General features: G+C 74.0%; 15 protein-coding genes. 3 read left to right on the forward strand and 12 right to left on the reverse strand.

The window, feature by feature from the left end; translation table 11 throughout:
* Positions 1-53: 53 nt before the first annotated feature.
* The 11 genes from DFQ13_RS09655 to DFQ13_RS09705 all read right to left on the reverse strand — a co-directional run bounded on the left by DFQ13_RS09655 (position 54) and on the right by DFQ13_RS09705 (position 10,123).
* Positions 54-1,322, reverse strand: a complete 1,269-nt coding sequence (locus DFQ13_RS09655) for a primosomal protein (protein WP_110079531.1) — start codon at positions 1,320-1,322, stop codon at positions 54-56.
* 212 nt (positions 1,323-1,534) lie between these two features.
* Positions 1,535-2,074, reverse strand: a complete 540-nt coding sequence (locus DFQ13_RS09660; protein ID WP_052021378.1) for a YbaB/EbfC family nucleoid-associated protein — start codon at positions 2,072-2,074, stop codon at positions 1,535-1,537.
* Positions 2,071-2,466 carry a YbaB/EbfC family DNA-binding protein gene (locus DFQ13_RS09665; protein ID WP_324608976.1) on the reverse strand — a complete coding sequence of 132 codons (396 nt, stop codon included), beginning with the start codon at positions 2,464-2,466 and terminating at the stop codon, positions 2,071-2,073. The genes DFQ13_RS09660 and DFQ13_RS09665 overlap by 4 nt, the downstream gene beginning before the upstream one ends.
* Before the next feature lie 41 nt (positions 2,467-2,507).
* Entirely contained in the window at positions 2,508-3,632 is a 1,125-nt protein-coding gene (locus DFQ13_RS09670; RefSeq protein ID WP_233438334.1) for a C40 family peptidase, read from the reverse strand.
* Entirely contained in the window at positions 3,629-3,982 is a 354-nt protein-coding gene (locus tag DFQ13_RS09675) for a hypothetical protein (RefSeq protein ID WP_035284700.1), read from the reverse strand. Before DFQ13_RS09675 ends, DFQ13_RS09670 begins: the two co-directional genes overlap by 4 nt.
* Positions 3,983-4,095: 113 nt before the next feature.
* Positions 4,096-4,962: an aldehyde dehydrogenase family protein gene (locus tag DFQ13_RS09680; protein ID WP_110079532.1), complete on the reverse strand. Its 867-nt coding sequence runs from the start codon at positions 4,960-4,962 to the stop codon at positions 4,096-4,098.
* Complete coding sequence (locus DFQ13_RS09685; RefSeq protein WP_110079533.1) at positions 4,955-6,388, reverse strand: aldehyde dehydrogenase family protein; 1,434 nt, start codon at positions 6,386-6,388, stop codon at positions 4,955-4,957. Before DFQ13_RS09685 ends, DFQ13_RS09680 begins: the two co-directional genes overlap by 8 nt.
* Entirely contained in the window at positions 6,388-7,383 is a 996-nt protein-coding gene (deoC, locus tag DFQ13_RS09690; protein WP_110079534.1) for a deoxyribose-phosphate aldolase, read from the reverse strand. The genes DFQ13_RS09685 and deoC overlap by 1 nt, the downstream gene beginning before the upstream one ends.
* A 99-nt stretch (positions 7,384-7,482) precedes the next feature.
* Positions 7,483-8,397 carry an alpha/beta fold hydrolase gene (locus tag DFQ13_RS09695; protein WP_233427757.1) on the reverse strand — a complete coding sequence of 305 codons (915 nt, stop codon included), beginning with the start codon at positions 8,395-8,397 and terminating at the stop codon, positions 7,483-7,485.
* Positions 8,398-8,586: 189 nt separating this feature from the next.
* The gene (locus DFQ13_RS09700) at positions 8,587-9,378 is read right to left on the reverse strand and encodes a hypothetical protein (RefSeq protein ID WP_110079535.1); all 792 of its coding nucleotides are present in this window, start codon (positions 9,376-9,378) and stop codon (positions 8,587-8,589) included.
* A 91-nt stretch (positions 9,379-9,469) separates the two neighbouring features.
* Positions 9,470-10,123, reverse strand: a complete 654-nt coding sequence (locus tag DFQ13_RS09705; RefSeq protein ID WP_110079536.1) for a DUF1707 SHOCT-like domain-containing protein — start codon at positions 10,121-10,123, stop codon at positions 9,470-9,472.
* A gap of 82 nt (positions 10,124-10,205) precedes the next feature.
* On the opposite strand from DFQ13_RS09705, the gene upp reads away from it, so the two are divergent.
* On the forward strand, positions 10,206-10,829 hold the full coding sequence (upp, locus tag DFQ13_RS09710) for a uracil phosphoribosyltransferase (protein ID WP_035284711.1): 624 nt from the start codon (positions 10,206-10,208) through the stop codon (positions 10,827-10,829).
* Between the two features lie 3 nt (positions 10,830-10,832).
* Here the strand turns inward: upp and DFQ13_RS09715 are convergent, their stop codons facing one another.
* The gene (locus DFQ13_RS09715) at positions 10,833-11,429 is read right to left on the reverse strand and encodes a TetR/AcrR family transcriptional regulator (protein WP_035284713.1); all 597 of its coding nucleotides are present in this window, start codon (positions 11,427-11,429) and stop codon (positions 10,833-10,835) included.
* 191 nt (positions 11,430-11,620) lie between these two features.
* Between DFQ13_RS09715 and DFQ13_RS09720 the strand changes: the two genes are divergently transcribed.
* Both DFQ13_RS09720 and DFQ13_RS09725 read left to right on the forward strand, forming a co-directional pair.
* Positions 11,621-12,013, forward strand: coding sequence for a MerR family transcriptional regulator (locus tag DFQ13_RS09720; protein ID WP_035284715.1), 393 nt, complete (start codon positions 11,621-11,623; stop codon positions 12,011-12,013).
* The gene (locus DFQ13_RS09725; RefSeq protein ID WP_110079537.1) at positions 12,010-12,993 is read left to right on the forward strand and encodes an aldo/keto reductase; all 984 of its coding nucleotides are present in this window, start codon (positions 12,010-12,012) and stop codon (positions 12,991-12,993) included. The genes DFQ13_RS09720 and DFQ13_RS09725 overlap by 4 nt, the downstream gene beginning before the upstream one ends.
* Positions 12,994-13,067: the final 74 nt, after the last annotated feature.

Consider the following 13,067-nt stretch of genomic DNA (forward strand, 5'->3'; position numbering starts at 1 on the left):
CGGAGACGGCAGTGGCCCCGGTCCGTCGACCGGGGCCACTCGTCCGCTGGTGGCTAGTGGACTGTCAGGCGGTCCTCGAAGGTCTCGACCAGCTTGTTCCAGGCGGCGGACTCGGCGTCGAAGGGCGCGCTCGGCGCCATCCGGGTCGGGTCCGGGGCGAGGATGAAGCTGACCAGCCAGCCCAGGCTCTCGGACTGGCCGAGCGCCTCGCCCACCGAGTCGTCGCCCGCCCAGTCGGCGGCGTCGGTGAGCAGTTCCACGGCGAGGTCGAGCTGCACCGGGTCCACCGCGTCGACGCCCTCGCCCAGGTCCTCGCCGAGGCCCGCGAGCACGTAGGTGTTCTCGCTGTCGACCTCGAGGTCCAGGCTGCCGTCGGTGGCCTTGGTGGCCACCTCGTCCCAGGTGGAGACCTCGGTCAGGTCGTTGTCGGTCAGGTCCTCGGTGGCCAGGAACTTGGCCAGCCCGCGCGGCGAGGTGGCCACGTCGATCTTGCCGTCGCTGCCCAGGAAGACCGGCTCGTCGTCGAGGTAGCAGCGCAGCGTGTAGTACTCCGAACCGGCGGCGATGATCTTGATCGGGTCGATGCCGACCTCGGCCCAGAAGCCGACCGGCACGTCCTCCCCGGCCTCCTCGGTGTCCGCCTCGGCGACCTCGTCGTCGGTGTCCACCTCGTCGGTGTCGTCGTCGCCCGCGGCCTTGGCGGCGGCCTCGGCTGCGTCCGCGTGGAAGGCGACCAGTTCCTCGGCGCTCTTCTCCAGCGCGGACCCGTCGACCTCCGGCACCGCCACCACCGCGTCGAGGGCGTCGAGGACCTCGTCCCAGCGCTCGGAGATCGTCTCGGCGAGGTCGGTCCACAGCCGCTCGCCGTCGCGCCCGGTGAACGGGAACGTGCCCTGGTCGAGCACGGCGAAGCCGTCGGCGGCGCCGAGGACCTCGTGCACCTCGTCCAGCTCGCACACGTCGGCCAGCGAGCGCACGATCGCCACGATGTCGGCCAGCTCGCCGATCGTCCAGGTGTCGGGCTCCTCCGCCACCAGCTCCGGCACGCCGACCAGGTCGTACTGGTGCGCCTCGTCGGGCATCAGCTCGGCCACCGACAGCGCGGGCACCAGGTGCCAGGCCGGGTGGTCGGACAGGTCGTGCTCCTCGGTGGTCCGCACGAACGCGGCCAGGTGCGCTGCGTCGGGGAAGGCGTAGAGGTCGTCCTCGTGGCCGAGGAACGCCTCCCACTCCTCGCCGTCTTCCCGCCAGCGCGGAGCCCACAGCGTGACCACGTCACCCTGTGGCAACCCCAGCTCGATCGGGACGATGTCCTGGGCCATTGGAGGTCCTCCTGGTCGCAAAGCCATCAGCCGGCGTGCCCGCGCGCGCACGCCGGTCGGCAGCCTACGGGGTCCGGATCTTCCGCAGGCACCCAGCGGTCGGAACACCGCCGGTTCCGGGCCGCGAAACCGCCCGCCCACCTGGGCCGCCGCCCGCCCCCGGCCGCCGCGGCCGCGGGCGAATCCGGGTCCAGCCGCTGGTCAGGGCGGGTTCACCGGTCCGACCGGAGCGTGGACAGGTCGAACGAGAGCGGGTCGTCCGGGTCGAAGCCGTCGTCGACAACCGGCCCGCGGCGGGAGACCTCGCCGTCGGCCCGGCGCAGCCGCTCGTCGCGCCTGCGCTGGAACTCCTCGGCGGTGATGCCCCCGGTGTCGCGCCGGGCGGGCGCGGGGCGGCCGGAGAGCTGCTCGACGGCGTAGGTCAGGTCGTCGCCCAGGATCGGGGCCAGCCGGTTGTAGGCGGCCTGGGTGGCCTGGTCCACCGCCGCCTCGGCGACCAGCACGATCAGCCTGCCGAGCTGGTCGGCGCCCCAGCGCACGGCGTCCTGGCGCAGCCACAGCTCGACCAGCCTGCCCCGGCCGTCGACGGTGACCCGCACGCTCTGGTGGTTGTCGGTCGCGGTGCCGCGCACCTGCTCCAGCACGGTGTCCACGCCCGCCAGCGCCTGCTGCCGGGCCCGGCCGTCCTCGATGAGCTGCCGGGTGCTGCGCTCGACCGGTTCGCGCCCGGCGCCCGACCACTGCCCGGTCACCGGAGCCTCCGCTGCTCGCGCGCACCCAGCGGGCTGTCGTACGCCTCGTCCTCGTCGTCGTCGATCGGCTGGTAGCCCAGCGACGCCAGTTGCTGCTCGCCCCCGGGCCCGAGCACGGGCGACAGCGTCGCGTGCATGGTCGCCCCCGCCCGCCGGGTGGCCAGGCCCGCCAGCGCGGTGATCTGCGCGGCCAGCGCCTCCGCGCCGACCCGCAGCGCCCCCGGCGTGAGCACCACCTCCGCCAGCAGCCCGCCCGGCCGCACGGTGACCTGCACCCCGCCGTCACCGCTGCTCGCCTGCCCGGTGACCGGACCGATCCCCCGCCGCTCGGCGGCCGCCCTGGTCTGCTCGACCCGGTGCGCCACCGAGTCCAGCTCCCGGTTGATGTCCATCTCCACGCCCCCACCTCCAGCGGACAGTGTGCCGCAGCGGTTCAGCCGGTGGGCCGGTAGAAGCCGACGAAGGGCATCCCGCTGTTCGTCGTGCGCAGCGGTCCGACCTGCACCGGGTCGCCCGCCTCGACGATCTGCCCGTTGCCGATGTACATGGCCACGTGCCCCTCCCAGCAGACCAGGTCGCCGGGGAGGAGCTGGTCGGCGGAGGGGACCTCGGCGCCGATGTCCTGCTCGCGGGAGGTGCGCGGGATCTCCAGGCCGCCCTCGCCGTAGGCGTACTGGGTCAGGCCGGAGCAGTCGAGGCCGACCCCGGGCGCGGTGCCGCCCCACACGTAGGGCACGCCGAGCTGGCCCAGGGCGGCGCGGACGGCCTTGGCCGCCGTCTCGTTCGGCGCCATCACGGTGCTGCCGTCGGGCAGGTTCACCGCGACGCCGGTGCCCGGCTGCGGCGGGATGGCCACCGGCAGCCTGCGCTTGGTGACCGCGCCCCCGCCGCCACCCCCGCCTCCTCCTCCGCCGCCCCCACCGCCGCCTCCGCCACTGCTCTGACGGTCGTTGTAGGCGGAAGGGGGTGGTGGGGCGGTCGCGGTGGCCGACGCGGCCGAGGTGCTGCCGTTGCCGCCCCCGGTGAGCGTGGTGACGACCGTGCCGAGCTTGGTCATCACGTCGTCGAGGTTGGTGGAGGTGTCGCCGGTGAGCTGGGCGGCGTAGCGGGCCAGCTCGGTGAGCTTCTGCTGCGCGCCCGCGGTGTCACCCGCCTGGCGCAGCGCGGCCGCGGTCTGCAGCAGCTCGGCGGCCTTGCGGTTGAAGGCGTCGATCTGGTCCTGGTTGACCCGCTGGCCGACCTTGAGGATTTCGCCCGCCTGCCGGACCGCCTCCTGCACCTCGGCGCTGTAGGTGCTCAGCTCGGCCCCGGTGGCCTGCTGGGCGGCGACGTCGCGCTCGTGGCGGACCGCGCCCTGCCCGGTCCAGCCGGAGCGCAGGCTGCTCGCGTGCCGGGTGGCGTCCTCGTCGACGGTGGACAGCGTGGTGGCCAGCCCGGCGTGCGCCCGGCCGACGCGGTCGATGGCGTCGTCGTCGGTGGCCAGGTGGCGCTGGGCGGTGGCCGCGGGCTGGATCATCGGCTCCAGCAGTTGGTGCACCGGCTGGGTGGGGGCGCTCACGCGAGCTCACCCGCCGCCCGGCGCAGCGCGGACTCGGCGTCCTGCTCGGTGCCCTCGATGTTGGTCCAGGTGTTGCGGACCGCCTGGACCGTGCCGCCCAGCGACTCGGCCAGGCCCGTGACCCCGGCGTGCTGGCGCTGGTTCGCCGCCCGCAGCGCCGCGCTGAGCCCGACCTCGCTGCCGATCTTGGAGAACGCGTGCTCGCCGAACTCCGCCTGCCCGCGCAGGTCTTCCTCGGCCGCGCCGCGCAGCCGCTCGGCGAGCGGCCGCACGGCGGCGGTGTAGGCCGAGAACGCGTCCTCCTCGCCGTGGTAGCCGCCCACGTCGGAGGTGTTCGGTGGTGTGGTCATGGTGCTCCCCCTCCCCATTCGCCGACTGGGACGCCCCCCGGCGCCGATCGGCTCCCGCATCCTGTCGATTTCGTGTGTGCCGGGCACCCGGAACCCGGGTGCCCGGCGGGTCCTCAGGCGCCCATCGGGTGCCAGACGGTCTTCAGCTCCATGATCGACCGCAGCCGGGTGATGCCCGGCGGCTCGGTCCAGTCCGGCTCGGTCGGCGGCACCCGCGGCACCCGCTTGACCGTGCCCGCCGCGGCGGCCTCCAGCTCCGCGCGCAGTTCCGCGGGGGCGCCGGTGAGGTCGAGGGCGTTGACGTCGCCGTGCGCGGCCAGCCACGGCCCCAGCTCGGCGGCGGACCCGGTCAGCAGGTTGACCACCCCGCCCGGCACGTCCGAGGTGGCCAGCACCTCCGCCAGGGTGATGGCGGGCAGCGGTCGCTCCCGGCTGGAGACCACGACGGCCGTGCTGCCGGTGGCCAGCACCGGGGCCAGCACGCTCACCAGCCCGAGCAGCGAGGACCGCTGCGGCGCCAGCACCCCGACCACGCCGGTCGGTTCCGGCACGGAGAAGGAGAAGTACGGGCCCGCGACCGGGTTGGCCGCCCCGAGCACGGTGGCCAGCTTGTCGGTCCAGCCCGCGTACCAGACCCACCGGTCGACGGCGGCGTCCACCAGGGTCCGCGCCTGCTCGACCGCGACCCCCTCGGAGGCGGCGACCTCGGCGGTGAACTGCTCGCGCCTGCCCTCCAGCACCTCGGCCACCCGGTAGAGCACCTGGCCGCGGTTGTAGGCGGTCGCGCCCGACCACTTCCCGAAGGCGGTGCGGGCCGCGCCGACCGCCTCGCGCAGGTCCTTGCGGGACGCGTGCGCGGCGTTGGCGAGGAACTTCCCCCCGGCGTCGGTGACCGGGTAGGTACGCCCCGACTCCGAGCGCGGGAACGCCCCACCCAGGTAGAGCTTGTACGTCTTGGCGACGGAGATGCGATCAGACATCGAGGTAGGCCTCCAAGCCCGCTCGGCCGCCCTCGCGGCCGAAGCCGGACTCCCGGTAGCCGCCGAAGGGGGCGGTGGGGTCGAAGCGGTTGAAGGTGTTGGCCCAGACCACGCCAGCGCGCAGCCGGTCGGCCATCCACAGGATGCGGGACCCCTTCTCGGTCCAGACCCCCGCGGACAGGCCGTAGGGGGTGTTGTTGGCCTTGGCCACGGCCTCGTCCGGGGTGCGGAAGGTCAGCACGGACAGCACCGGGCCGAAGATCTCCTCCCGGGCGATGCGCATGGCCTGGCTGACGCCCGCGAACACGGTGGGGGCGAAGAAGAAGCCCTTGTCCGGTACCGGGCACGGGCTGGTCCAGCGCTCGGCGCCCTCGGACTCGCCGGAGGCGACCAGCTCCTGGATCTTGGTGAGCTGCTCGCGCGAGTTGATCGCCCCCACGTCGGTGTTCTTGTCCAGCGGGTCGCCCACGCGCAGGGTGGCCACCCGCTTGTGCAGCTTCTCCAGCACCTCCTCGGCCACCGACTCCTGCACCAGCAGCCGCGAGCCCGCGCAGCAGACGTGGCCCTGGTTGAAGAAGATGCCGTTGACGATGCCCTCGACGGCCTGGTCGAGCGGGGCGTCGTCGAAGACGACGTTGGCCGCCTTGCCGCCCAGCTCCAGGGTGAGCTTCTTGCCCGAACCGGCCAGCGAGCGCTGGATCGACTTGCCCACGTCGGTCGAGCCGGTGAAGGCGACCTTGTGCACGCCGGGGTGGCCGACGACGGCGGCGCCGACGTCACCCGCGCCGGGCAGGACGTTGACCACCCCCGGCGGCAGCTCGGCCTGCTGGATGATCTCGGCGAGCACCAGGGCGGTGAGCGGGGTGGTCTCCGCGGGCTTGAGCACGACGGTGTTGCCGCAGGCCAGCGCCGGGGCGATCTTCCACGCGGCCATCAGCAGCGGGAAGTTCCACGGGATGACCTGACCGGCCACGCCCAGCGGCCTCGGGTCCGGGCCGTACCCGGCGAAGTCGAGCTTGTCGGCCCAGCCCGCGTGGTGGAAGAAGTGCGCCGAGGCGGTCGGCACGTCGACGTCGCGGGACTCCCGGATCGGCTTGCCGTTGTCCAGCGACTCCAGCACGGCAAGCTCGCGGGCCCGCTCGGCGATCAGCCGCGCGATCCGGTAGACGTACTTGGCCCGCTCGGCGCCGGGCATCGGGCCCCACACCCGCTCCTGCGCCCGGCCCGCGGCCTTGACCGCGCGGTCGACGTCGTCGCGGTCGGCGGTGGAGACCTCGGCCAGCACCTCCTCGGTCGCCGGGTTGATCGACTTCAGCGGCTCGCCGCCGCCCTCGACGAACTCGCCGTCGAGGAACATCCGGTAGCTGGGCTTGAGGTTGGCGATGTCGCGCGACTCGGGCGCGGGGGCGTATTCCCAGGTCGTCATCAGTCCACCGTCACGTAGTCGGGGCCGCTGTAGTGGCCCTGGAGCTGGGTTCGGCGCTGCATCAGCAGGTCGTTGAGCAGGCTGGAGGCGCCGAACCGGAACAGGTGCGGGTCGAGCCAGGCCGGCCCGGCGACCTCGTGCACGGCCACCAGGTAGCGGATCGCGTCCTTGGTCGTGCGGATGCCGCCCGCGGGCTTGACCCCGCGCAGCTCGCCGGTGGCGGCGTGCCAGTCGTGCACCGCCTGGAGCATCACGTGGGTCACCGGCAGCGTCGCGGCGGGGGAGACCTTGCCGGTGGAGGTCTTGATGAAGTCGCCGCCCGCGAGCAGGCCGAGCCAGGAGGCGCGGCGCACGTTGTCGGGGGTGGCCAGCTCGCCGGTCTCCAGGATGACCTTGAGGTGCGCGGTGCCGCAGGCCGCCTTGACCTGGCGGATCTCGTCGAAGACCTGCCCGTAGCGGCCGGAGAGGAACGCGCCCCGGTCGATCACCATGTCGATCTCGGTGGCGCCCGCCTCGACCGCGTACGCGGTGTCGGCCAGCTTGACCCGCAGGCTGGAGCGCCCGGAAGGGAACGCGGTGGCCACGCTGGCCACCCCGACCCCGCTGTCGCCGAGCGCGGCGACGGCGGTCGCCACCATGTCCGGGTACACGCAGATCGCCGCGACCCGGGGGACGTCCGGGTGCTCCGGGTCCGGCCTGCGGCCCTTGGCGCACAGGGTGCGCACCTTGCCCTCGGTGTCGGCGCCCTCCAGCGTGGTCAGGTCGACCATGGAGATCGCGGTGTCGATCGCCCACAGCTTGCTGTCCTTCTTGATGCTGCGGGTCGCGAGACCGGCCGCGCGCTGCTCCAGGCCCACGGCGTCGACCCCGGGCAACCCGTGCAGGAACCGCCGCAGGGACGTCTCGTCCCGCACGGCGTCGGCGAACGCGGGGGGTGACCCGGTCCCGCCCGCCGCGGGGGTCGACGGCTGTGCCGCCGTGTCTGTCTCTGGCATGGGACCGAGTCTAGGGCGAGGGAACGCCCACGTCGGCCCTCCGCGTCAGACCTGTGGACAACTCCGGTTGCGGCGCCCCGATCAGCCTGTGGACAACTCTCAGGAGCCGGAGGACACGGTGGCCCGGTCGACCCGCGCGGCGACCACCGGGTCGGTGGCCCGCTCGGGGTCGCGGCCGTCGCGCAGGATCGCCCGCCACACCCGCGGGTCGTACTCGGCGGGCGCGGTCTCGCGGATGAACCCGCCCAGCACCTCCAGGAACCGGTGCGGCTCGCTCTGGTGCGGGAAGTGCCCGGAGCGGTCGAACACCGCCAGCCTGCTGCCCGGCATCGCCGCGTGCGCCAGCTCGGCGTGCGCGACCGGGATGATCCGGTCCTCGGCGCCCCACACCAGCAGGGTCGGGATGCCGCGGGTGAGGTAGCAGCGGTCGAGCATGGTGACGACCTGGCCGCGCACGTCGACCACCGAGCGCAGCGTGCGCAGGAACGCGGTGCGCGCCATCGGGTCGCGCAGCGCGGCGTAGCGCTCCAGCGCGTAGGACAGGTCCGGGCCGAAGTCCAGGCCGGTGAAGCGCGACAGCGCGGGCAGCACCCCGGCGACCAGCGACCGCATCGGCGCCGAGGCGACGAACGGCATCGCCAGCTCCGCGCCCGGCATCGCGGCCAGCCGCAGCACCGGGTGCACCTCGCGGCCGACGCCGCCGCTGCCCACCAGCACCAGCCGCTCGCAGCGCTCGGGGAACTGGTAGGCGAACTGCATGGCCACCCCGCCGCCGAGGGAGTGGCCGACCACGGTCACCCGGTCGACGTCGAGCACGCCGAGCAGGTCGCGCAGGCCGCAGGCGTAGGCCGCCACCGCGTAGTCCGCGCGCGGCTTGTCGGACTCGCCGTGCCCGAGCAGGTCGGGGGCGATGACGGTGTGGTCGCGGGCGAGCCGCGACAGCACCCGCAGCCAGGTGCCGGAGTTGTCGCTGATGCCGTGCACCAGCAGGACCGCCGGGCCGCTGCCCGCCATCCGGAACGCCCGGCGGTAGCCGTGGACGGTGCGGAACCGCAGGCCGACGTGGTCGAGGTCCGCCGTCGCGCCGCGGGACCGGGGCACCGCGCTCACACCGTCGCTCATGCGCCCATTGGGCGCCCCCGGTGTTGTGCCGCCGTCACCGCGGCGTTGCGGCTGGGTTGCCGCCCCGCCGACCCGGTGGGGTCAGTCGCTGAGCTGCGGCAGCAGCAGGTCCACCCGTACGCCGTCGTGGGCGCGCCTGGTCACCGCGGCGCAGGTCACCTCGACGCCTGTGGACAGCAGTTTGCGCACCGGCTGGGCGTAGCGGACGCTCATGGCGTAGGTGAGCTGCCCGACCCGCCGACCACCGAGGAGGACCTCTATGGCCTGTTCCCCCTGGTAGCGACCGCTGTCGATGTCGCAGAACCCGAGCGTGGCGTGCACCTGGTGGGTGTCGCGGCCCGCGGGCGGGGCGTGCGGTGCCAGCGCGTCCTGGTGGTCCTCCTCGCGGGTGACCGAGCAGGTGCGCTCGCCCCACAGCCGCACCCGGCCACCGGTCTCGGCGGCCACCATCGGGTCACGCGCCCCGGTGACGACCTCGACGTCGCGCGGCGGCGCCAGCAGCAGGTACACGCCGAACGGGGTGTCGCCGCCGCCGGTGATGCGCGCCGGGCAGGTGCCGACCTGCCCGCGCTCGCCGATCCGCGCCAGGGCGTCGCGGTACTCGGCGCCGATCGCCTCCGGCAGCGCGCCCACGGTCAGGTTGCGGTCGCCGACGAGGACGTCGACCCGCACCGCCGCGCCCGGTTCGGGCACCAGCGCCGCCGTGGTGGTCGGGTGCGGACCGCCGTCGGCGGCGACCGCGAGTTCGGCCTGGTGGTCATCGGCGCCGAGCACCGGGACGCGGCCGTGGTCGGGCAGCGCGAGCCGGTCGTCCGGGATCGGTGGGGGCGCGACGAGCGTGGCCGTGGATCTCTTGCGGGTGAACAGCCACATGCGCGGAACCTCCGGCGGGGGACGGCGGGATGCCCCCCTATCGTCGATCACCCGCCCGGCGTGACACGCGGGGCGGCGGAAGAGATGAGGTTCACTCCGAAATCCGGTCGCGGTCGCGCCGGGACTTCTTCGGGGCGCGGACGTCGACCCCGCCCATCAGGGCGAAACCGGTGATCCGCAGGACCGGCGCACCGGGCGGGCCGACCTGGTTGGACACCCGGCCACCGCCGAAGCCGCCCATGAACCCGGCGCCGTCGACGTGCACGGTGATGTCCGGCGGCACGATGATCTCGACCCCGCCCATCAGCGCGAACGCCTGGATGGTGGTCTCCCGGTCCTCGAACCGCGCGTGGGTCAGGTCGAGCTCCACCCCGCCCATCACCGCGACCGCGTTGAACGTCGGCGGCACGGTCCACACCCCCGTGCGCTGGGCGCCGGACATGATGGCCACCGCGGTGGCCGAGGTGCCCCGCCCGCCGATCCGGCTCGGGGCGCCCGGCTGCGGCTGCGGCTGGACGACGTGGTGCTGCTGCGCGGGCACGACCTGGTTCGGCAGGTCGCGCAGCACCGGCTGCAACTCGCCGAAGGTCTTCGCGGCGTAGACCCGGTCCAGCCGCTCCTCCATCTCGGTGACCGTCAGCCTGCCCTCGGCCATCGCGTCGTGCAGCACCTTGGCGAACCGCTCGCGATCGGCGTTCGAGGCGCGCATCTCGTCCGGACCGGGGATGCTCGGCTGCTCTGTCACACGATCGAGGGTAGCGGGTGGGAGGCCGCCCGTTCGCGGTGTCGCGGATCTCGGCCGAGGTCAGCCGCTACCGTGTCCGCCCATGGACGTCCTCACCGTGGACCACCCGCTGGCGAAGGCCCGGCTCACCGTGCTGCGCGACGCGCGCACCGACGCGGCCACCTTCCGCGCCGCGCTGCAGGAGCTGACCGTCATGCTCACCTACGAGGCGATGCGCGGCGCGGCGGTGCGGGTCGAGCGGATTCACACCCCGGTCGCGCGCACCGACGGGTACTGGCTGGCCGACCCGCCGCTGCTGGTGCCGGTGCTGCGGGCCGGGCTGGGCATGGCCGACCAGGCGCACAAGCTCATCCCGGACGCCCAGATGGGCTTCGTCGGCCTGGCCAGGGACGAGACCACGTTGCAGCCGACCCCCTACATGGAGTCGCTGCCGCAGGACCTCTCCGGCCGCCCGGTGTTCGTGCTCGACCCGATGCTGGCCACCGGCGGCTCGATGGCGCACACGATCCGGTTGCTGGTGGAGCGCGGCGCCACCGACGTCACCGCGATCTGCGTGCTGGCCGCCCCGGAGGGCATCGAGTTCCTCGGCGGCGCGGGCCTGCCGGTCCGCCTGGTCACCGCCAGCGTAGACGAGCGGCTCAACGACTCCGGCTTCATCGTCCCCGGCCTCGGCGACGCGGGCGACCGCCAGTACGGCGCGGTCTGAGCCTCAGCCGCGGCGGCTCCAGCCCTCGGTGTTGACGCGCACGGCCAGCTCGTAGGTCTTGGCGCTGTCGAGGTCCGGCGGGAGGGTGCCGCCGAGTTCCAGCGACACCAGCCCGTGCACGATCCCCCAGCAGGCCATGGCCATGTCCTCGGGGCGCTCGGCGGTGAACACCCCGGAGCCGATGCCGTTGGTGATCACCTCCAGCAGCGGGGCCAGCGCGGCGAGGGCCTCCGCGGTGGCCTCCGCGTCCGGCTCGAAACCGGGGATGACGCCGCCGAACATGACCCCGTACAGGTGCGGGTCGGCCAGCGCGCTCTGCCGGTAGGCGGTGCCCAGGCGGTTGAGCGCCTCGGCGGGGTCGCCCGCGGTGTCGACGGCGCGCAGACGGGTGCCGAGGCGGCGGAACGCCTCGACGTACAGCTCGCGGACCAGCGCGGGCTTGCCGCCGAAGAGGGAGTACACCGCGGTCGTCGACGTGTCGGCGTCGGCGGCGAGGCGGCGGAGGCTGAGGGCGGAGGCGCCCTCGCTGGACAGCAGCTCACCGGCGCGGTCGAGCAGCCGGACACGGAGAGCGTCGTCGTGGGTCTTCGGTCGCGGCACCCCGGGAGCGTACCCGGGTCCGGGGTGACCCCCGCCACCTCGACGCCGGGACCGGCCGGTTCCCGTCGCCGCCGGGGCCGGGCGGCACCGCCGACCCGGTGCGCGAGGTCGACCGCGCGCGCCGCCCGAACGGGGTGGGCACCGCCGCCCGAGTTGACCTGGAGTGCACTCCAGCTTCTACCGTCGACACCGTGACCTACGCGATCGCCGAGGCGGCCCACCGCAGTGGGCTGTCGATCGACACACTCAGGTACTACGAACGCATCGAACTGATCGACCCGCCCGCCCGCGATTCCGGCGGCAGGCGGGCCTACTCCGACGACGACCTCAACTGGCTGGCGTTCCTCACCCGGCTGCGCACCACCGGCATGCCCATCAAGCTGATGCGCGAGTACGCCCGGCTGCGCCACCAGGGCGTCGCCAGCGCCGCACCGCGCAAGCGAATCCTCGAGCGGCACCGCGAGGACGTGCTGGCCCGGCTGGCCGACCTGAGGTCCTGCCTGGACGTACTCGACTACAAGATCGACAACTACGAGCGCATGTGCGCCGCGGAGACGACCGAGCTGAGAGAGGCCACCGCATGACCCTCCCCACCCGACACCTCGGCGCGCTGGAGGTCTCCGCGCAGGGCCTGGGCTGCATGGGCATGAGCCACGGCTACGGCGGGGGCGACGACGTCGAGTCGACCGCCACCATCCACGCCGCCCTCGACGCGGGGGTGACCCTGCTCGACACCGCGGACGCCTACGCCAACGGCGTCAACGAGGAACTGGTCGGCAAGGCCGTCGAGGGCCGCCGCGACCAGGTGGTCCTGGCGACGAAGTTCGGCATCGTCTCCACCGACGCGGCCAAGGGCCTCGCGGTGCGCGGCGACCGCGACCACGTGCGCGCGTGCTGCGAGGCCTCGCTGCGCAGGCTCGGCGTCGACCACATCGACCTGTACTACCAGCACCGGGTCGATCCCGAAGTGCCGATCGAGGACACCATCGGCGCCATGGCCGAGCTGGTGGCCGAGGGCAAGGTGCGCCACCTGGGCATGTCCGAGGCCGGTGCGGCCACGATCCGCCGGGCCGCCGCGGTGCACCCGATCGCCGCGCTGCAGAGCGAGTGGTCGCTGTGGACCCGCGGCATCGAGGATGAGGTGCTCGGCACCTGCCGCGAGCTGGGCATCGGCGTCGTCCCGTTCTCCCCGCTCGGCCGCGGCTTCCTCACCGGCCGGGTCACCAGGGCCGAGTACGGCGCTGGCGACATGCGCGCCGCGCTGCCCCGCTTCACCGGCGAGAACTTCGACCGCAACCTGGCCATCGTGCGCGCCCTGGAGGAGCTGGCGCGGGAGCGCGGGGTGACCGCCGGGCAGTTGGCGCTGGCCTGGGTGCAGTCGCGCGGCGAGGACGTGGTGCCGATCCCGGGCACCAAGCGCCGCACCTACCTGGCCGAGAACGTCGCGGCCGCCACCCTCGAACTCTCCACCGACGACGTCGCCGCCATCGAGGCCGCCGCCCCGGCCGACGCGGTCGCGGGCGAGCGCTACACCGCCGCGATGCAGAACGCCGTCGGGCACTGATCAGGAGGACAGCAGTGAGCACACCCGAGAAGCGGCACCTCGGCGCGCTGGAGGTCTCCGCGCAGGGCCTGGGC

It is taken from the genome of Actinokineospora spheciospongiae, assembly GCF_003182415.1.
In the GTDB taxonomy this organism is placed as follows: Bacteria; Actinomycetota; Actinomycetes; order Mycobacteriales; family Pseudonocardiaceae; genus Actinokineospora; species Actinokineospora spheciospongiae.